Here is a 21,545-nt window from a genome sequence, read left to right on the forward strand (position 1 = left end):
ATTCCTTTTATAACTCTAGTATTAAAAAAAACACTTGACCCCAAATCAATTTATTTTTTTTTGAATTAAAAGTTATCGACATTTAAAATTACTCTAACCGACCTAAAATCTTTAACACTAAAGAAGCTATTATTAATTTTTGTAATAGCTTCTTTTGTTTTTTGCAAAGACTGCTCTTTTGGAATTTTTATTAAAATATTTTTGTGAAACTGGTTTCTAATACGAGCTACTGGCGGTGCTTCTGGCCCCAAAACATTATTTTTAAAAACCTGCCTTAATGATTTTGCTAACCATATTGATGCAGTCTCTACTCTATTATAATCTTTATGCTTTAATGTAATTTTTATTTGCTTATAAACCGGTGGATATTTAAAATTGAAACGTTCGTCCATTTGTTCCTTAAACATCTCCACATAATTATTGGTAGAAACCTGTTGCAAAATTTTATGATGCGGATTATAAGTTTGTATTAATACCTTACCTCGTTCTTTAGTTCGCCCTGCCCTACCTGCCACTTGTTGCATAAGTTGGAAACTACGCTCGTGCGCCCTAAAGTCTGGAAAATTAAGCATACTATCTGCATTCATTATGCCTACTAGTTTTATATTTCTAAAATCTAAACCCTTGGTTAGCATTTGTGTACCAACTAAAATATCTATTTCTTGTTGCTCAAGAGCCGTTATTATTTTTTGATAACCATATTTACCACGTGTGGTATCTAAATCCATTCTGGCGACTTTATGGTTTGGAAATAACACCTCGACCTCCTTTTCAATTTGTTGGGTACCCAAACCTTTACTGTCTAAATCTTGACTACCGCAGGCCATACAATCTTGAATCATAACAGTATTGTAACCACAATAATGGCAACGTAATTGATTTCTGTATTGATGATAAGTTAAACTTACATCGCAGTTTGGGCATTGAGGTGAATTACCACAAGTGTTGCACTCAATAATTGGAGAATAGCCACGACGATTTTGAAATAATATTACTTGGTAACCTTCGCTTAAAGCTTCAGTCATTTCTTCGATTAATCGGTCACTAAAATGACCTTTCATTCGCTTTTTTTTATGCTTATCTTTTAAATCTACTAATTCAATGTCTGGCATTAACACATTGTTATACCTATGCATTAATTCAACTAAACCATACTTATTTTGTTTCGCATTAAAATAGCTTTCTAAACTCGGTGTTGCCGACCCTAAAAGCACTTTCGCTTTATGTAAATTGGCTAAAACTATACTTGTATCTCTGGCTTGATAACGAGGTGCCGGATCGAATTGTTTAAAAGATTGCTCGTGTTCTTCATCTACAATTATTAATCCTAGGTTAATAAAAGGCATAAAAATAGAAGAACGTGCCCCTAATATTATTTGTGCTTTTTTTGAATTACTTAAAACGTTATTCCAAACCTCTACACGTTCGTGTGTTGAGTATTTTGAATGAAAAACTGCTACTTGCTCTCCGAAATAATTTTGTAATCTATTTACCAATTGTGTCGTTAGCGCGATTTCTGGAAGTAAATACAAAACTTGCTGTTTTTTACTTAATGCATCCTCTATTAATTTAACATAAATTTCGGTTTTACCAGACGATGTTACACCGTGTAATAATGTTACATTTTGAGTTTTAAATGATTCTAAAATTTCATTATATGCCTTATTTTGATGCGTATTAAGCTGTTTACTATCCTCTGTTTGTTCTCCCGAATAGCTAACCCGATCTGTTTGTATATGGTATTCTTCAAAAATTTCTTTATCTATTAAAGTTTTAATAATTCCCGAAGACGCATTTATTGCATTTGATAATTCTGAAACTTTAACTGGCTTCTTAGTTTTTGCAGCTAAAGAAAACAAGCTTAAAACAACTTCCTTTTGCTTATGTGCTCTTCCTAAATCTTCTAACAAGCCTTGAAGTGCTTCATCTGAATTATAATTTGAATGCAATCTTACATAACGAACTAGTTTAGGTATATATTTTTCGTAAACCTCTTCTTCAACAATAATAGCTTCTTTTTCTATTAAAGACTTAATTACAGGAAGTACATTTTTTTTGTTTAAAATATTTGAAACATCATGTATTTTTAATGATGATTGATGATGAAGTGCTTCGTAAATTAAGAACTCATCATCTTTTAAAACAGTTTCATTAATTACTTTTTTTGTGTTTTTAGTAATTAATGTCTCACTTTCTAAAATAAACGCACTTGGTAAAGCAGCTCGCATTATATCGCCTAAAGTACACATATAATATTTTGCCATCCATTGCCAAAGCTGTAATTGTGATGGTGTTACAATAGGGAAATCGTCAAGAATTTGATGAATTTCTTTTGCTTCGTAAGCAATTGGAGCTAGGTTGTGTATGCTAGAAACAATACCCGTGTAAATTTTGCTTTTACCAAAAGGCACAGCAACGCGCATACCAGGTTTTAAAAACTTGGCTTCAGCTTCTGATACACTATAGGTAAACAGCTTTTGTAAAGGAATTGGAATTATAACATCAATGAAATTATGCATAAATCAAAGGTAAACTGTTTGCCTAAAAAACCGAATTAAAATATATCGTTTTTTTATATTAAATAAAAAAAGACTGCATAAAACGCAGTCTTTTTTCTTTAAATATCTTAATTCTAAACCCTTTAATATTTATACCCGAAAACCAGAAATGTGGGATGTAAAAAGTAAACTTAATCTTCACAGTTAGCTTCCAGAGCATCGATATACTCTTGAATTTCTTCTTCATTTAGTGAACAAGATCCTTTAAGGCTTTTAAGTTCACTTATTAATTCATCGCAAGTATAGTCATCATCATTATCATTTAATTGATATAATTTATTTAAGCAACTAATACTATCTAAGGTGTCTTTTGCAGCTTCGGCCTCAGAACAATTTGTAAAAACTAGCATAACTAGTGCAATAATTGATACAGTAATTTTTTTTCTCATGATTGTTTATTTTTTAAGCAAATTAATTATTAAATAAACTATCAATTATTACACTTTTTTATAATCCTTACTATACAGAACTTTTAATAAAGTACATGACAACTTAAAGTGAGATTTATTTCAATCCTTCTCTTTAAATTATAAACTTATACTCCTATATTTTTTTAACTTTTTAAAAGATGCCACGCAACACTAAATAAATATAGTTGTTTAAAATAAAAGCATAGATAAAACAATTTCAACTTTTTGGTTTTTGAAAATTCGGACTAACTTAAGTTATTAATTAATAGCGATATAAATATAAATATTTACATTATATACATCATGTCGCATTAACGATTTTATCTTACCTTTTGTAGATTGAAAAGCTTAAAACAACTAAGAATTAAAGTTAATAACCTATAAAACCAGAGCAGAACAATAGCTTCCCATTTTTTTAAACCAAACATTTAAACTTTTTTTTATTTATAATTTTTTAGACACCTCAACTAGTTAGTTTTCTTTAACTTATTTAATGTTGCATTTAGCTCGTAACCAAGAAGTAAAATATTTGCATTAAGCCATAAATAAAACACTAGAATTAATAAGGCACCAATAGAACCGTAGAGCTTGTTATACTGACTGAAGTTTTCAATATAAATTCCAAATAAAAAGGAGGTAACAATAATTAATATTGTTGTAAACAATGCACCAATGGAGAAAAATTTAGATTGTTTTCCCTCATGAGTTCCAAAATAATATAAGGTTGATGTTGCAATATATACCATAAAAACAAAGAAGGCATATTTTACCACATTTGCCCAAAACACACCATTTACATCGACCTCTAACCTACTACCTTTCAAAGCATCAACCAAACCTTGTACCACATATAATTGAAAATATCCTAAAACGGCAATTGTTAGTATTAGTAAAAAGGCTAAAATTAAAGCAATTCCTAAGGCATAGATATATTGTCGAAATACATTTCGAGTAAGTTGTTCATGGTACGAATTTTCGAAACCCGAAAACACCGCGTTTACTCCATTTGCCATAAGTAACAGCGATAACACAAACACTGAAGATAGTAGACCACCTCGTTGAGAATTATCGATGTTTTCAAAAATATTAGTAAAGAAAAAATCGGAAGTAGTTGGCGGTAAAAACGATTCTAAAAAGCGTAAAAATTCTATTTTAAAATCATCTATTGGTATATACGGAATAATAATTAGTACAAATAGTAAAAACGGGAATAACGCCGTAAAAAAACTAAATGCAATAGCACTTGCACGCGTTGTTAAAGCTCCTTTTACAATGCCTGTTATATATAGCTCTAATAAATCGTAAAACGAAAGCCCAACTAAACCCGGTAGTTTAATTTTTTTTAAAAACCCAACCAAGACATTTACAATAGGAATTTTATTTAGTCTGTCTTCTATAGGTTTACTCATCAATTCTCGACATTAATTTATTACAAAGTTAATAAAAGTAAGCCATGAATTGTTTCTAAAAAAAATTGAAATTATAACCTAATATTATTTTACGGCTTTTAAGCTTAAATCCATATTATAAACCGAATGTGTTAAGGCACCACTAGAAATATAATTTACACCGCACTCTGCATAAAACCTAATTGTTGCTTCGTTAATATTACCAGAAGATTCGGTTAAACACTGGTTACCAATAAGTTTTACTGCTTTACGAGTATCTTCATAATCGAAGTTATCAAGTAGTATACGGTAAATACCATCGTTTTGTAAAATTTCTTCAACTTCGGTTAAGTTTCTGGCTTCAACCATAATTTGTAAATCTTTACCTGTTTCTTTAAGGTAATTTTTTGTCATTTCAACAGCCTTGGTAATTCCTCCAGCAAAATCAATATGATTATCTTTAAGCATAATCATATCGTATAAAGCAAACCTATGGTTTTCACCTCCACCAATTTTAACCGCCCACTTTTCTAAAATGCGAATGCCTGGTGTGGTTTTACGTGTATCTAGAATTTTAGTACCTGTACCTTCTATTAAATCTACAAACATTTTTGTTTTTGTCGCAATGGCACTCATACGTTGCATGGCGTTTAAAACAGTACGTTCTGCTTTTAATATAGATTGCGAAGATCCTTCGACGTACATAACCACATCTCCAAATGATACTGGTGTACCATCTTCTATTTTTACATCGAGCCTTAAATTTTTATCGACATAGGCAAATACCTTTTTCGCAAAATTAACACCACCAATTATGCCTTTGTCTTTTACTAAAAGCTTTGCGCGTCCTCTTGCATTATCAGGAATACAAGCCAATGAACTATGATCGCCGTCACCAACATCTTCTCTAATAGCATTAGCAATTATCATTTTAACTTCTGTATCGAACTGCTCTTGTGTAATCATTTGTACTTTTTGGGTTAGTTTTGAACAAAAATAAAAAAATGATCGACTTTATTAAATTTTAGTTTTATGAATTTGCTATTTATGATGAATTTAAATTCATTATTCATAATTTCGCACTACAAATTTTACCTTTATGACGATTAAACTTTTGTGTATTGGAAAAACAGACAATAAATCTTTAATTTCATTAATTACTGAATATGAGAAACGACTGTCCTTTTACGTTAAGTTTACTTTTGAAATTATACCGGACATTAAAAATTCGAAAAATTTAAGTGAAGCCCAACAAAAGCAAAAGGAAGGTGAACTTATTTTAGGTAAAATAAATACTACTGATGCTTTAATATTACTTGACGAAAATGGTAAACAACACGATTCGATTGCTTTTTCTAATTATTTACAAAAGCATATGAATTCTGGTATAAAGCAGCTTGTATTTGTTATTGGTGGCCCTTACGGATTTTCTGAAGATGTTTATAAAAAATCAAATGGGAAAATATCACTTTCTAAAATGACATTTTCCCATCAAATGATTCGTTTATTTTTTATTGAACAACTATATAGAGGTTTTACTATTTTACGTAACGAACCCTATCATCATCGTTAATATACCTTAAAAATTTCTTTTCGCTTTTTTAATTGACGCTCTAAATCGCTAATGGTTTCGCGAATAGAAACCTCGAAGTTGTGCGTATTTGAGGTTGCAAAAAGTCGAGGGCCGGGTAAACTTAACTCAATATTGCAAATTTTACCATTTTCGAAGTCTTTTTCATCTTTTTTAAAATGAACTTCTGCGCTTATTAAAAATTCAAATTTATTAAACAAACTGGCTAATTTGTTTCTAGTAAATTCTGATAACGATTCACTCGTTTTTAAGTCTACATACTGAATATTTACTGTCATAATCTTATAAAATTTAGTTTTTAATTTAGCCTAAAAGTAAAAGATTATTTTCTTAAAATTTCTGATAAAAGTCATAAAACATGGTTAATATTTTACGAGCTAAATTTTGCCTTCACGTTGCAATTTTAAAAATATGGCTTGTAACTCGCCACGTTTTACTGGTTTAATGATATAATCTGAAATATCTGCAATATTTTTAGCTTTTTCGATATCTGCTGGGTCTACAGAAGAAGAGACCATGTAAATTAATATTTTTTTACCAACCTTAGGTTTAATTTTCACATACTCTTCCATAAACTGAAAACCATCCATGATTGGCATGTTTATGTCTAAAAAAATGATATCCGGCAACTTACTGTCGTCATCAATATTATTTATTAAAAAATTATAAGCTTCTTCACCGTCATAAAAAGCCATGATATTTTTTTCTACACTTATCTTTTTTAGAGCTTGAAGTGTAGTAAATTGATAAATTTCATCATCATCAACAATACAAATGTTTACGGTTTTCTTCATTTATTATATTTAAGTTTGTGCATTGTAAAAATTAATTACAAATGTAGTGCCTTCATTAACAGTACTTGATACCATAATAGAGCCTCCCATACTTTCTATTTGAGCCTTGGTCATGAACAAACCAATACCTTTTGCATCTGGATGTTTATGAAAAACTTGGTTTAAACCAAATATTTTATTGCCATGACGTCTTAAATCTATTCCCAACCCGTTATCTTCAATAATTAGCTTTAAATTACCATTGGTATTTAATTCACTAGTTATTTTTATTTCAGGTATTCGATCTGGAGACCTATATTTAATAGCATTCTCAACTAAATTAAGTAAAATACTTTCAAAATACTGTTTGTTATATAAAATTTTATTCTGTTGCTTAAAATCACTTTTTATAATAACTTGATTTTCAGATATCTGAGATGACAACAATTGCTTTACCTGATGAAGCATTTCATCGAAAAATACAAGTTCTTGCTTAACTTCTGTGTTTTTAAGTTTTAATGCATCAACCAAAGTGTTTAATGTTAATGTTAAATGATTAATTACAATATTGAATTTATCGAAAACTAAATCTTTTTCTTCCTTTGTTTCTGTATCGTAATAAACATCTAGCAATGAGTTTAAGTTACTTACGGGGGCTCTTAGATTATGAGATGTAATTTGAGCAAAATCTGAAAGCTGTGTGTTTTGAACAGTTAAGCGCTCCGCTAAAACTTCTAGTCGTTTATTTATTTTTAAAATACGATTTTGCTCTTTAACTTGAGCTGTAACATCTTGCATAGTACCCCGCACAAGATCTAATTCTCCTTTCTCATTAAGAATAACTTCTCCTTGAATAATGACGTCTTTTACTTTACCTGAAGTTGTTATAACTCTATGTTGTAAGCTTTCAATGGCAATAGATTTATCTTTTATAGTTTTTTCAAATTTCCTTAAAATTTTATCTCGGTCGAGTGGGTGAACAAATTTTGGCAAAAAATAATTTAAAAAAGATATTTCTTCAGGAGGGCTTGTAACTTCTAAAATATTAAATAAGCCTTGAGATAAAACCATTTCATCTTTTGGCACATGTATTACCCAATTACCCATTACACCCAAATTTTCTGCACTACTTAATATTCTATTTTGCTCAAGTAATTTGCTTTCTATTTCTTTTTGCTGTGTAATATCTTGACAAGTTCCTTTTATGCAATTAATTTCCCCGTCGTTCGAGTCAACTTTTCCTTTGATTAAAATATGCTTTAAAATTCCCTTTTTAGTAATAATTCTATGCTGTAATGGTTTTTCGAAAAGGTTATTTTTTACAACTTCGTCTAAACGTTGTTTAACTTTTACATAATCTTTTGGGTGTACAAAACTTAAGTAATACTCTAATGTTATTGCATCAAGTGTTTCGTTTATATCCAATATTTTTTTAATACCATTGGACCAGGTTAAAGTATTGTCTATAAAGTTCCAATTAAAATTACCTATTAAAGCCAAATTTTCGGCATAATTAAGCATTTCATTTTTCTGTTCTATTAATTTTTGGGTTTCATATTGCTTCGTTACATCTTGGCATGTTCCTTTCATAAATTTTATTTCCCCTTTGGTATTAGTAACAACCTCGCCAAATAAATGAATAATTTTTACATTCTTATTTTCTGTAATAATGCGATGCTCGATAACCTCTCCAAAAGTTTTATGTTGAAATATTTGCGCCATTCTGCTTGTTACATAATCTTTATCATCTGGATGAACAAATTTATTAAGGTACACCTCAAAAGACTTTTCTTTTAAAGGTTTTTTTAATTCTAATATTTTATCTTTTCCAGAAGACCATGTTAAGTCATTAGTCTCAACATTCCAATGCCAATTCCCCATTAAGGCAAGACCTTCGGCATAACTAAGCATTTCATTTTTTTGCTTAATTAAAATTTCTGTTCTTTTATGACTTGTAATATCTTGTGCTGCGCCTTTTAATATTAAAACCTCGTTGTTTTCGTCGGTTATAACTTCGCCTATTACACTTATAACTTTTGTTTTGCCTTTGGTAGTTAAAACCCGAACTTCAATAGACTCACCAAAATATTTTTTAGAAATTGTTTCTTGAACATATTCTGCAAAATGTAATTTATCGTCTGGATGAATAAAATTCTCGAAATAATACTCAAAAGTCGGATTATCTATTGGTTTATCTATTTCTAAAATATTATTAAATCCCTGCGACCATACAACCGAATTTGTTTGCACATTCCATTGCCAATTACCTAATAAGGCAAGGTTTTCTGCATAACTCAACATACTATTTTTTTCAATAATATCTTCGGCTAATTTTTTCTGCTTGGTAACATCTTGAGTTGTACCATGTATTTGAATTAATTTATGTTTTTTGTTTGTAATTAACTTTCCCTTAGAATGAACCGTTTTAATTTTCCCTTTTGGTGTTATAACTCTGTAGACCAATGTGCCTGAGAACTTTTTTAAACGTATAGCGTTTTCGATATTTAGTGCAAAATATTCTCTGTCGTCTGGATGAATAAGGTTAAAGTAAAAGCCGTCTGGAATCGTTTTTATCGATTTTTTTAAATCAAAAATTTTATACATGTTGTTAGACCATTGTGTTGTTTTATTTAACACATCCCATTGCCAATGCCCAACCATTGCTAAATCTTCGGCAAAATTTAGCATATCGTTTTTCTTAGTTAGCTCTAATTCTAATTCCTTTTCTTTGGTAACGTTTTGCATGGTACCTTTAACCAATTCAATGTTACCATTAACATCGAATACAACTTTTCCTTTAGTTTCTACAATTATAGTATTGCCTTTTGCTGTAATTACCCGATAAATTATTACTTTTTCTTTCTTTTTTGTTTTGGATAGTTTGTTTATTTCTAATAACACATATTCAAGATCGTCTGGGTGAACAAATTTTAAGTAATAATCTGCATCTATAACTTTGGGCACGGTAGCTTTATCTAGTTCTAATAAGTTATATAACCCATCCGACCAATAAAACACATCGGCTTTAGCACTCCATTGCCAGTTCCCAATTTTAGCCAGATCTTCTGCAAAAGTTAGCATCTCTTGTTTTTTCTCAATCTCTTGCGCTATTTCTCTTGCTTTAGTTACATCTTGACTTGTGCCCTTTATGACGATTATACGTCCGTCGCTATTTTTTATTAATTCCCCTTTAGATTGTAATATTTTTATTGCACCTGTGTTACTTATAACTTTATATTCTTTAACATCGCCGTAAGATTTGGTTTTAAAAATATTTACAAATTCATTTTCTACATATTCTTTGTATTCCGGGTGAATAAAAGAATAATAATATTTTAATGTAATTGGAAAACCGGCTTCTTCAAAATCCAACAACTTATACATACCATTAGACCATTTTATGATATTGGTTTCTAGGTTGTACTCCCAACTTCCCATTTTAGCTAAATTTTCAGCAAAATTTAGCATTCTATTCTTATCTAAAATTTCCTGTTCTGCCTTTTTTTGGCTGGTAATATCGCGTATGGCAGCAGATACCAACTTTCCCTCTTCGGTTTGTATTGGGCTTAAGCTTATTTGTATTGGAAAAACTTCTCCATTTTTCTTCTTTCCAAATAGATCTTTATTTTGAAGATATTGTTTATGTTTAGGTTGTTTATGATATCCATCTCGTAAACTTTTGTGATGCCCCAAAAACCTATCTGGAACTAAAATCTCAACTGGTTTACCTTCTATTTCGTGAGGCTCATATCCAAATAGTTTTACAGCTTCTTTATTTACAATTTGTATTACACCGCTAACATTGGCTATTATCATGGCATCTGGAGCAGATTCTAGTAAACCTTTAAACTTTAATTCTGCAACACGTTGCTGGGTAATATCTTGGCAAGTACCTATAATCTCTGTTATACTTGAGTCTTCATTTGTTACAACCTCTCCTAAAACACGAATATATTTTAAATCGCCTTTTGGTGTTAAAACACGATGTACTAACTCTTCTCCAAATTGTTTTTCTGCAAGAGTTTTTTCAAAATGTTTATTTAATTTCTCACGATCTTCTTCAACAGTTAAATTAATTACGGTGTTAATAGAAATATCTTCAACACCTCTGCTCATTCCCATGATATTGTACAGGTTATCAGACCAGACAACCTGTCCTCCGGGAATTTTAATGCTAAAATGGCCTAACTTAGCAATTTTTTGTGCTTCATTTAATTTTTCATTTTGCTTTTGAGTCTTTAAATTTTCCTCTTTTATATGCGTTACATCTTGAAAACAACCATATAGCCTTATGCATTTATCGTTAAAAAACTCGCCTTGGCCAATATCTCGAATCCAAATTACCTCGCCAGTATAGGTTTCAACTTGAAGCTCAATATCAAATGATGTTTTATTTACAATAACTTCTTTTACAGCCTCTTCTAAACGTTTTTTATAATTATCGCTAAGAAAATTAAAGGTGTCTTTTCCTTTGGGATTGTAATTATCAGGTAGTTTTAATATTTCTTTTGCAACAGAATTTAGGGTGTAATTATCTGTAACTAAATCAAGTTCCCAAATACCTATTTTAGAAATTTTATTGGTACTATCCAATATTTTTTTTACCCTATCACTTTCTTTTTTTAGTTTGTATTGGTCTGTAATGTCGCCTGTAAACATTAATAATCCTCCAATGCTGTCGTCTTCATTATACCAAGGTCTAACATCCCAATAAATCCATTGTACTGTCCCATCATGCCTTACAAACGGTGCCTCATCGCAAACATCTATTGCTCCATTTAAACAAGCCTTATGCTTTTCTTTCCAATCGTCTCCTATTTCTGGAAAAACATCATAATGCGATCTTCCTATTATAATTTCATTTTCTTTTCTGTAGTCTTTACACCATTTGTTCGATACGGCAATATATACCATGTTTGTATCTAGCATGGCAATAGATACAGGAGCTTGTTCTACAATAAGCTTATGGTAATTTTTAATTAGGTTGGCTGTTTGATTCATTATTCTCTCATTAATTCATCATTGTAATTTATTCTTTGCTTGAAGCTAAATAAATTTCATTTTCATTTTATCTTTGATCTATAAATACAAATCTTAAGGTGAGAGAAAATCTTAAATAATTTATAGAATTGGGACTTGTATTGTAGTAAATATAGTTATTTTATATCAAAAAAACACGAAACCTTATGAAACTTGTTTTTGCAACCAACAATAAAAACAAAATTATTGAAGTTAAAAAATTACTTCCTAAGCATTTAACCATTTTGAGTTTAGAAGATATTGGATGTTTTGAAGACATTCCTGAAACTAAAAACACTATCGAGGGAAATGCCAAACAAAAAGCAAGTTATATAAAAAACAAGTATGGATACAACTGTTTTGCAGACGATACAGGCCTCGAAGTTAACGCATTAAATGGCGAACCAGGTGTGTTTTCTGCCAGATATGCTGGGTTACAAAAAAACGCAGACGACAACATGAATAAATTACTCACTAATTTATCTAAAAACAAAAACAGAAATGCCCAGTTTAAAACAGTTATTGCATTAGCTGTAGATGATACTATTTTTACATTTGAAGGCATTTGTAAAGGCATAATTACACACTCTAAAACGGGAGATAACGGCTTTGGATACGACCCCATTTTTAAGCCCGAAAATTTTGACGAAACTTTTGCCCAAATGGATTTAAAACTCAAAAATGAAATAGGACATCGCGGTAAAGCAACAAAAAAACTTATTACATACCTTAACAATAAACTATTAGCCTCGAATAAATAATGAATAATGTTGTTGCGAATTAAGCAATATTGTTTTAATTTTAATTTATGACTGAAGAAGCTATAGAAAAAGAAAATATTGCCATTACAAAAGCTTACAAAGAGTTGTTAAAAGTTAGTTACACTACACTAACAGACGACGACAAAAAACTAATACGTAAAGCTTTCGAAATTGCCGTAGATGGCCATAAAAACCAACGCCGAAAATCGGGTGAAGCATATATTTTTCATCCTATAGCCGTAGCAAAAATTGTAGCTCAAGAAATTGGGTTAGATGCCACCTCCATTGCTTCTGCTCTGCTTCATGATGTTGTTGAAGACAGTCCAGATTACGAAATTGAAGACATCCAAAAACTATTTGGCAAAACTGTAGCAACGATTGTTGCTGGATTAACAAAAATTTCTTCCCTTAGTAAGGAACAAGATATGGATGTTTCGCTACAGGCCGAGAACTTTCGTAAAATGTTACTTACGCTTAACGACGATGTACGTGTAATAATTATAAAAATTGCCGATAGGTTGCATAATATGCAAACCATGGACTCCATGAGAGCCGACAAGCAAATTAAAATTGCCTCGGAAACCTTATACATCTATGCGCCTCTTGCACATCGAATTGGGCTTTACAATATTAAAACCGAACTTGAAGATTTAGGGTTAAAATATACCGAGCCCGACACCTACAAAGACATTTTAGATAAAATAAAAGAAAGCAAGGAAGAACAAGATTTATATATTGAACAATTTAGTGAAGTAATCGAGAATTCATTAAATAAAGAAAACTTAAACTACACTATTAAAGGTCGACCGAAATCTATTTTTTCTATCAGAAGAAAAATGTTGAACCAAGGTGTATCGTTCGAAGAAGTTTACGATAAATTCGCTATTAGAATAATTTACCAATGCGATACAGATCCGAAAACCGAAAAATTCATTGCTTGGAAAATATACTCTATTGTGACCGACCACTTTAGACCAAACCCGACCCGATTACGCGATTGGATTTCCTCACCCAAAAGCACAGGTTACGAAGCCTTACATATTACAGTAATGGGACCAAAAGGGCGTTGGGTAGAAGTACAAATACGAAGTAATCGCATGAACGAAATTGCAGAAAAAGGTTATGCGGCACATTATAAATACAAACAAGCCAACGAAAAAGAAGATAATCTAGAAAGTTGGATAAACCGCTTACAAGAAGCCTTAGAAAGTCCAGAATTAAATGCAGTAGATTTTGTTGAGCAGTTTAAACTTAACCTTTACTCCAAAGAAATTTTCGTTTTTACACCCAAAGGTGAATTAAAGTCCTTACCCAAAGGAGCAACCGCTCTCGATTTTGCATTTAGCATTCATACCGAAGTGGGTATGCGTACTCGTGGTGCCAAAGTAAATGGTAAACTAGTAACGTTAAGCCATGGTTTAAAAAGCGGCGACCAGGTTGATATACTTACTTCAGACAACTCTAAACCAAATTCTAACTGGCTCGACTATGCCACAACAGCGCGAGCACGAGCCAAAATTAAATCTGCCCTACGAGAAGATAAAAAGCAAATAGGAGAAGATGGTAAAGAAATTTTAAGGCGTAAACTAAAACACCTTAAAATTAATCTTGATGAAGAAACGGTAAACGATTTAGTGCGTTTTTTCGATTTAAAAACAAGTTTAGACTTATTTTATAGAGTTGGTATGGGTTCCATAGATAATGGAATGATAAAAAACTTTGCATCGTCACGAAGCAATAGTTTTATGACCTATATTAAAAACAAAATATCTAGAAAAACCCCGATAAAAAAAGAAGAACTAGATAAACCTGAAATCACAGTAAATTACGATTCTATAGTTTTTGGTAAAGAAGAAGAAAAACTAGAATATAAATTATCTAATTGTTGTAACCCTATTCCAGGAGATTCTGTATTTGGTTTTTTAACAGTAAACGAAGGTATAAAAGTACATAAATACAATTGCCCAAATGCGGTAAGCTTGCAATCGAACTACGCCTATCGCATAATGCAAGCCAAATGGATAGATTCAACCCAACAAGAATTTTTAGTTAAAATTATTATTACAGGTATTGACCATATTGGTTTAGTAAACGATATTACCAAAATAATTTCAGAAAACATGCATGTTAATATGCAAAGTATAAGTTTTAAAAGTAACGATGGCTTATTTTCAGGAAAAGTAAGCGTAATTGTTAAAAATAACACAATAATTAAAACACTTCTTCAAAAACTTAAAAAAATTAATGGTATAGATAAGGTTACAAGAGTATAAAAGTGTAAATTTGCCACGATATTATGGAGACAACAGCAGATAAGAACCAAGAAATAGTAAAAAGCGTTTTTACAAACTTTTTAGAAAAAAAAGGACACCGTAAAACACCAGAGCGTTACGCTATACTTCAAGAAATTTACAACAATAACGAGCATTTCGATATAGAGTCTTTGTATTTAAATATGAAGAATAAGAAATATCGGGTATCTCGCGCTACACTTTATAATACCATAGAGTTGCTTTTAGAGTGCGGTTTAGTAAGAAAGCATCAATTTGGGCAAAACCAATCGCAATACGAAAAGTCGTATTTCGATAAACAACACGATCATGTTATTTTAACCGATACAGGTGAAGTTATTGAGTTTTGCGACCCAAGAATTCAATCTATAAAAAAAACAATCGAAGAAGTTTTCGATATCGAAATAAATAACCACTCACTTTATTTTTACGGAAACAGAAAACCTAATACAAACAACTAACTTTTTACAATGGCAGTAGATTTACTACTAGGACTTCAATGGGGAGACGAAGGCAAAGGAAAAATTGTTGATGTGCTTACCCAAAATTACAATATTATTGCACGTTTTCAAGGTGGCCCAAATGCAGGACACACATTAGTTTTTAACGGCAAAAAGCACGTTTTACACACCATTCCTTCAGGAATTTTTCACGATAATGCTATCAACCTTGTTGGTAACGGTGTAGTTATCGATCCTGTAATTTTTAAAGGGGAATTAGATAAACTTGACGAGCATAACATCGATTACAAAAAATCGTTACTTATTTCTAGAAAGGCTCACATCATTTTACCTACTCACCGCCTGTTGGACGCCGCAAGCGAAGCCTCTAAGGGAAAAGCTAAAATTGGATCTACCCTAAAAGGAATTGGCCCAACATATATGGATAAAACCGGACGTAACGGTATTCGTGTAGGAGATTTAGAACTTAGCGATTGGAAAGAACGTTATCGTAATTTGGCCGACAAGCACGAATCGATGATTGCCTATTACGACGTTGATATAGAATATGATTTAAAAGAATTAGAAGACGCTTTTTTTAAAGCTATCGATGTTTTGAAATCTTTAACCTTTATAGATTCTGAAGAGTATATTTACCAAGCCCAAAAAGAGGGTCAATCTATTTTAGCCGAAGGAGCTCAAGGTTCTCTTCTAGATATCGATTTTGGCACATACCCATTTGTAACCTCTAGCAACACAACCGCTGCAGGTGCTTGTACTGGTTTAGGGGTTGCTCCAAACAAAATTGGTGATGTATTTGGCATTTTTAAAGCTTACACTACCCGTGTAGGTTCTGGCCCCTTCCCTACCGAGTTATTCGATGAAGATGGCGAAACAATGGGACGTGTTGGTAACGAATTTGGAGCAACCACAGGTCGTCGTCGTCGTTGTGGATGGTTAGACTTGGTCGCTTTAAAATACGCATGTCAAGTAAATGGTGTTACCCAATTAATGATGATGAAAGGCGATGTGCTTTCAGGTTTTAAAACCCTTAAAGTTTGTACCGCCTATAAATATAAAGGTGAAGAAATTGCACATTTACCATATAATATTGAGCCTGAAAATGTTGAGCCTATTTACACAGAATTTAAAGGCTGGAATGAAGATTTAACTGGCATGTCTGAAGCATCACAACTTCCAAGCGAGTTAAACGATTATATTGCATTTTTAGAAAAAGAATTAGAAATTCCAATTACTATTGTTTCTGTTGGTCCAGATAGAAAACAAACTATATTTAGAAATTAAATATTTAATAAAATTTCTTCTAAACGCTTCAATATAAATTTGGAGCGTTTTTTATTTACAAGCAATTAAACATCATATTTATCGTTATTTTTGCGACAAACTTTTAATATTTTGAAGACACTACAAGTTCTATTTTTAGCGTTCGTTTTTAATTTTATTTCTGTTTCAAACACATTTTCTCAAGAAAACAAAAAAATTAAAATTGAATACGCCGGTAAATTAACTATTGATGAAGCCAACTACCCAGGTGCTAAAATTTTAACACGCGATGATGCCCAACAAGTTCAAATATATCATCAAGGAACACACATGTGGTGCGACAAAGCCATTCATTACAGTAAAGAAGATTTTATTGAAGCTTATGGTAACGTAAAACTAATTCAAGGTGATACTATTAATATGACTTCAAAATATATAGAATATAGTGGTTTAACCGAATTGGCATTTGCTCATGGCGAAGTGGTGTTAAAAGACCCTAATTCAACTATTTCATCAGATACTTTGTATTACGATAAACTCAATCAACAGGCTTTTTATAGAACTGGTGGTACGGTAGTAAAAGATTCATCAGGAACTATTACCAGTAAAATTGGACGCTATTTTATGGATATGAAAAAGTACCAGTTTGTAGAAGATGTGGTTTTAGTAAACGACAGTACAACCATAAACTCAAATTACTTCGATTTTTATTCCGATTCTGGTCATGCTTACCTTTTTGGTCCTTCAACCATAACAAACCCAGAAAGTAAAACCTATTGCGAAAAGGGTTTTTACGATACCGAGAATAAAATTGGATACACAGTTAAAAATTCTAAAATTAACTACGACAACCGTATTGTGGAAGGCGATAGTTTATATTTCGACAACAAAATAAGTTTCGCATCGGCAACTAATAATATAAAAATTACCGACACACTAAACAACAGCATAATTAAAGGCCATTATGCCGAAGTATATAAAGCAAAAGACTCAGTATTTATTACTAAACGAGCTTTAGCCATTTCGGTACAAGAAAATGATTCTATTTATATGCATGCCGATAAAATTATGGTTACTGGCAAACCCGAAAACCGAATTATAAACGCCTATTATAATGCTAAAATATTTAAGTCCGACATTAGTGGAAAGGCCGATTCTATTTACTCCAACCAAAAAACTGGGTTAACTAAATTAATTAATATTTCTAAGTTAAATTCCAACGATAAATTTTCAACAAAACGGAAACCTATTTTATGGAATTATGAAAACCAAATGACTGGAGACACCATTCATTTAATATCAAATAACCAAACCGAAAAACTCGATTCGCTATTGGTGTTTAATAATGCCTTTGTTATTAGTCAAGATACAGTAAGTAAAACAGGTTTTAATCAAATTAAAGGACTTAGTCTAGTTGGGTTATTTAATGAAGAAAACCAACTACGCCAAGTCGATATTACCAAAAACGCAGAGTCTATTATTTGGGCTAGAGACGAGCAACAAGCGCTTATTGGTATAGATAAGGCAAAATCGGGCAGTATTTCCATGCTTTTTGCAAATGGAGATATTGAAGAATATACCAGATTTAATCAAGTTGATGGCACTTTGTCACCTGAATCAAAATCACCCGAAAAAGAGCGTATTCTTAAAGATTTTGACTGGAGAGAAGACGAAAGACCACTGAGTGTTGATGATTTATTTAAGGACGATCCTTCTCTTGAATTACCAATTATTAAAGGTTTAGAAGATTATATTCCGCAAGATGTATTTTTTGATGATGAGATGCTAGCCCGTGTTGAAATGGCCGGATATATGTCGCCCGAGTTAATACTTAAAGAAATCGAATCTGAAAAGAAAAGTTTAAGTATGAATTTACTCGTATTTCCAAACGCATTTGAAAATCCCAAATGGCAAAAAATTAAAGTAAAAATTAAGCCAAATACTCTAGACTCTCCTAACGGAAATATGGAAGCCGACGAAATTATTTGGGATGGAAAAAACAATGAAAAAGGTCAAATTGTTCAGTATATTTCTTCCCCTGTTAAAAACTTAACTTTTTCCATTTGGCTTAAAGGCTCTGGAACCATAAATTTATCTGCCCAAAAAACAGGAAAACCATGGACAACTTATAAGACAGTAGAAATTAAACTGGTAAATTCCTGGAAAAAATATAGTTTTACTACGGAAATTTCAGACAAAGGAAATCAATTTAAATTTTTAATCTATAATATTGAAGCCGACGACAAAATTTTCATTTGGGGGTCATCGGTATTAAATTCAAAAAATTAAATGCTGAATTATTTCCAAAAATACCAAGCACAAACTTCACCGCATCCTTTAGGCTTAGAAATTTCGCATGCCAAAGGTTCTTATATTTATGATATTGAAAACAATGCGCATTTAGATTTTGTTGCGGGTGTTTCGGCTACACCATTAGGGCATAATCACCCCAAAGTAGTTGAAGCTATTAAAACGCAATTAGACAAATATATGCACGTCATGGTTTATGGCGAATACGTGCAAAAACCCGCTGTAGAGCTTGCTAAATTATTAGCAGAAAATCTTCCAGAACCATTAGAACAAACCTATTTAACTAATTCTGGTACAGAAGCCATCGAAGGAGCATTAAAACTTGTAAAACGGGCTACCGGTAGAAGCGAAATTATTTCCGTTAAAAATGCTTATCATGGCAATACAATGGGTTCCATGAGTGTTATGGGTTACGAGGAACGCAAACAAGCTTTTAGGCCGTTGCTGCCAAACGTTACGTTTATTTCATTTAATAAGTTTGAAGATTTAAACAACATAACTACAAAAACGGCTGCCGTTATATTAGAAACTATTCAAGGTGGAGCAGGTTTTATTTTACCTCAAAAAAACTATCTCGAAGCCGTTCGAAAACGATGCGACAAAGTTGGCGCCTTATTAATTTTAGATGAAATTCAGCCAGGTTTTGGCAGAACTGGTAAACTTTTTGGTTTCCAACATTATAATTGTACTCCGGACATTTTAGTTACCGGAAAAGCACTTGGCGGAGGTATGCCAATTGGTGCTTTTACGGCTTCAAAAAAACTTATGCTTTTATTACAAGATAACCCCAAACTAGGACACATAACAACTTTTGGCGGACATCCGGTTATTGCAGCCTCTGCTTTAGCTACACTTAAAGAAATTACAGAAACCAATTTAATAAATGAAACTTTAGAAAAAGAAAAATTATTCAGAAAACTGCTGGTTCATCCCTTAATAAAGGAAATTCGAGGCAAGGGACTCATGCTTGCCTTAATAATGGAGAATGCCGATATAACAAACCAACTTATTTTAAAATGTAAGGACCAAGGCTTAATACTTTTCTGGTTATTATTTGAGCCAAAAGCAGTGAGAATTACACCACCACTAACAATTTCTAAACAAGAAATTAAAAAAGGCTGTAATATTATTTTATCAATTTTAAATGAAATCATATCATAATTTTCACATTTTAAAATTATTAGTCTACACATTATCAATCATATATTTATAGACATTTTTAACAGAGTTGTTGATTACTTTGTTAAAAACATTTCTTATTTTTTTGTTAACAAAGCAAAATAGAATTTAACTTTAGTACAGAACAAATCACAAATTTGCTTATGGATTTTAGTCCGGAAGACAACAATAACTTACCGCTAACAAAATTTGAATCAATGCTTAAAACCAACCATGTTTTATTTTTTGATTCTGAAGAATTCGAGAACATTATTCATCACTATCTTAATCAAGGTAAAATTGCTTTGGCCAAAAAAGCCATTAAATTAAGTTTAGACCAACACCCAAGTTCGGTTAACTTAAAGCTTTTTAAAGTAGAAGTTATGGTTTTTGAAGATAAGCTTAAGGAAGCCGACGATATGCTAAACGAGCTTCATTTACTCGATCCTACAAATGAAGAAATTTACATTCAAAAGGCAAATATTTTTTCTAAACGCGACGACCATCTCCAAGCGATTAAAGTGTTAAAAAAAGCCGTTAGTTTAACTGATGATGCAGTTGATTTATACTCGTTAATTGGTATGGAGTATTTATTTTTAGATGAATATGAAGATGCCAAAACCTATTTTATGAAATGTTTAGAAGAAGATCAAACCGACTTTTCTTCCTTATATAATATTATTTATTGCTTTGAATTTTTAAATCAATACGAAGAAGCTATTTCGTATTTAAATATCTTCTTAGACACCAACCCATATTGCGAAGTGGCATGGCATCAATTAGGTAAACAATATTTAGTTTTAAAAGACTACAAAAAAGCACTTGCAGCTTTCGATTTCGCAATAATTTCAGATGATACCTTTGTTGGCGCATATCTAGAACGCGGTAAAGTTTTAGAAAAATTAAAACGATACCAAGATGCCATCGAAAGTTATACTATTACCTTAACATTAGACGACCCTTCTGCTTTTGCTTTGCTCCGCATTGGTAATTGTTACGAAAAACTAAAAAAAACAGATTTAGCGCTTCAGTTTTATACCAAAGTAACTCGTGAAGATCCATCGTTAGATAAGGGCTGGATCGCGCTTACACGATTTTTTTACAAGAAAAAAGATTATAACAAAGCCTTGTCTTACATAAAATCTGCTTTAAATATAAACTCCGAAAATGCAACAATCTGGAAATTATATTCTCAAATTAACCAACGATTAAAGTTTTATGAAGAAGCCGAAAAAGGCTTTAAAAAAACATTAGAATTAGGAAACTACGAACTTAATACCTGGTTATCTAGAGGCGATTTATTAATAAAACTAGGTGAGCCAGAAGCAGCTATTTTTAATTTTGAACAAGCTATAGACTTTTATCCAGACAATGCCGAATTAGAATACCGATTGGCAGGATTATTCTTTTCGTTAAACGAAAACAATAAAGGTGTATTTTATTTAAAAAATGGACTAAAACATGACGAAGATTATGCCTTTATTCTCGAAGAGTTGTTCCCAGAAGTAGTTAGTAAAGTACAAGTAAAAAACATTCTAAAAACAAATCTTTAACACAAGGTT

At 31.5% G+C, this 21,545-nt stretch carries 15 protein-coding genes; 8 read left to right on the forward strand and 7 right to left on the reverse strand.

Translation table 11 applies throughout. The annotated features are described in order from the left end of the window. Positions 1 to 65: 65 nt before the first annotated feature. The 4 genes from priA to nadC form a co-directional block, all read right to left on the reverse strand. Positions 66 to 2,519, reverse strand: coding sequence for a replication restart helicase PriA (gene priA / locus LG651_RS13515; protein WP_226696647.1), 2,454 nt, complete (start codon positions 2,517 to 2,519; stop codon positions 66 to 68). 170 nt (positions 2,520 to 2,689) lie between these two features. After that, complete coding sequence (locus tag LG651_RS13520) at positions 2,690 to 2,947, reverse strand: hypothetical protein (protein ID WP_226696648.1); 258 nt, start codon at positions 2,945 to 2,947, stop codon at positions 2,690 to 2,692. A gap of 488 nt (positions 2,948 to 3,435) precedes the next feature. After that, entirely contained in the window at positions 3,436 to 4,377 is a 942-nt protein-coding gene (locus tag LG651_RS13525) for a YihY/virulence factor BrkB family protein (RefSeq protein WP_226696649.1), read from the reverse strand. Positions 4,378 to 4,461: 84 nt separating this feature from the next. Then, positions 4,462 to 5,322 (reverse strand): carboxylating nicotinate-nucleotide diphosphorylase, encoded by an 861-nt coding sequence (nadC, locus tag LG651_RS13530; protein ID WP_226696650.1) that lies wholly within the window; start codon positions 5,320 to 5,322, stop codon positions 4,462 to 4,464. A gap of 133 nt (positions 5,323 to 5,455) precedes the next feature. Between nadC and rlmH the strand changes: the two genes are divergently transcribed. Then, on the forward strand, positions 5,456 to 5,929 hold the full coding sequence (rlmH, locus tag LG651_RS13535) for a 23S rRNA (pseudouridine(1915)-N(3))-methyltransferase RlmH (protein WP_226696651.1): 474 nt from the start codon (positions 5,456 to 5,458) through the stop codon (positions 5,927 to 5,929). On the opposite strand, the gene LG651_RS13540 is transcribed toward rlmH, so the two are convergent. The 3 genes from LG651_RS13540 to LG651_RS13550 all read right to left on the reverse strand — a co-directional run bounded on the left by LG651_RS13540 (position 5,926) and on the right by LG651_RS13550 (position 11,721). Next, the gene (locus LG651_RS13540; RefSeq protein ID WP_226696652.1) at positions 5,926 to 6,225 is read right to left on the reverse strand and encodes an HPF/RaiA family ribosome-associated protein; all 300 of its coding nucleotides are present in this window, start codon (positions 6,223 to 6,225) and stop codon (positions 5,926 to 5,928) included. The genes rlmH and LG651_RS13540 overlap by 4 nt on opposite strands. A 99-nt stretch (positions 6,226 to 6,324) precedes the next feature. Next, complete coding sequence (locus tag LG651_RS13545) at positions 6,325 to 6,741, reverse strand: response regulator (protein WP_226696653.1); 417 nt, start codon at positions 6,739 to 6,741, stop codon at positions 6,325 to 6,327. 9 nt (positions 6,742 to 6,750) lie between these two features. Further along, a complete protein-coding gene (locus LG651_RS13550; protein WP_226696654.1) occupies positions 6,751 to 11,721 on the reverse strand; it encodes a PAS domain-containing protein in 4,971 nt (1,656 codons plus the stop codon). Positions 11,722 to 11,906: 185 nt separating this feature from the next. Between LG651_RS13550 and LG651_RS13555 the strand changes: the two genes are divergently transcribed. From LG651_RS13555 to LG651_RS13585, 7 genes are all read left to right on the forward strand, one after another. Next, positions 11,907 to 12,500 carry a non-canonical purine NTP diphosphatase gene (locus LG651_RS13555; protein ID WP_226696655.1) on the forward strand — a complete coding sequence of 198 codons (594 nt, stop codon included), beginning with the start codon at positions 11,907 to 11,909 and terminating at the stop codon, positions 12,498 to 12,500. Between the two features lie 47 nt (positions 12,501 to 12,547). After that, the gene (locus LG651_RS13560) at positions 12,548 to 14,773 is read left to right on the forward strand and encodes a RelA/SpoT family protein (RefSeq protein ID WP_226696656.1); all 2,226 of its coding nucleotides are present in this window, start codon (positions 12,548 to 12,550) and stop codon (positions 14,771 to 14,773) included. Between the two features lie 23 nt (positions 14,774 to 14,796). Then, positions 14,797 to 15,252, forward strand: a complete 456-nt coding sequence (locus LG651_RS13565; protein ID WP_044626013.1) for a Fur family transcriptional regulator — start codon at positions 14,797 to 14,799, stop codon at positions 15,250 to 15,252. Between the two features lie 9 nt (positions 15,253 to 15,261). Next, positions 15,262 to 16,536 carry an adenylosuccinate synthase gene (locus LG651_RS13570; RefSeq protein ID WP_226696657.1) on the forward strand — a complete coding sequence of 425 codons (1,275 nt, stop codon included), beginning with the start codon at positions 15,262 to 15,264 and terminating at the stop codon, positions 16,534 to 16,536. A 111-nt stretch (positions 16,537 to 16,647) separates the two neighbouring features. Further along, complete coding sequence (locus tag LG651_RS13575; RefSeq protein WP_226696658.1) at positions 16,648 to 18,804, forward strand: OstA-like protein; 2,157 nt, start codon at positions 16,648 to 16,650, stop codon at positions 18,802 to 18,804. Next, a complete protein-coding gene (locus LG651_RS13580; RefSeq protein WP_226696659.1) occupies positions 18,805 to 19,986 on the forward strand; it encodes an aspartate aminotransferase family protein in 1,182 nt (393 codons plus the stop codon). It begins immediately after the preceding gene. A gap of 161 nt (positions 19,987 to 20,147) precedes the next feature. Further along, complete coding sequence (locus tag LG651_RS13585) at positions 20,148 to 21,536, forward strand: tetratricopeptide repeat protein (RefSeq protein ID WP_226696660.1); 1,389 nt, start codon at positions 20,148 to 20,150, stop codon at positions 21,534 to 21,536. Positions 21,537 to 21,545 lie beyond the last annotated feature (9 nt).

Origin of the sequence: Neotamlana sargassicola (assembly GCF_020523965.1) — a bacterium.
In the GTDB taxonomy this organism is placed as follows: Bacteria; Bacteroidota; Bacteroidia; order Flavobacteriales; family Flavobacteriaceae; genus Neotamlana; species Neotamlana sargassicola.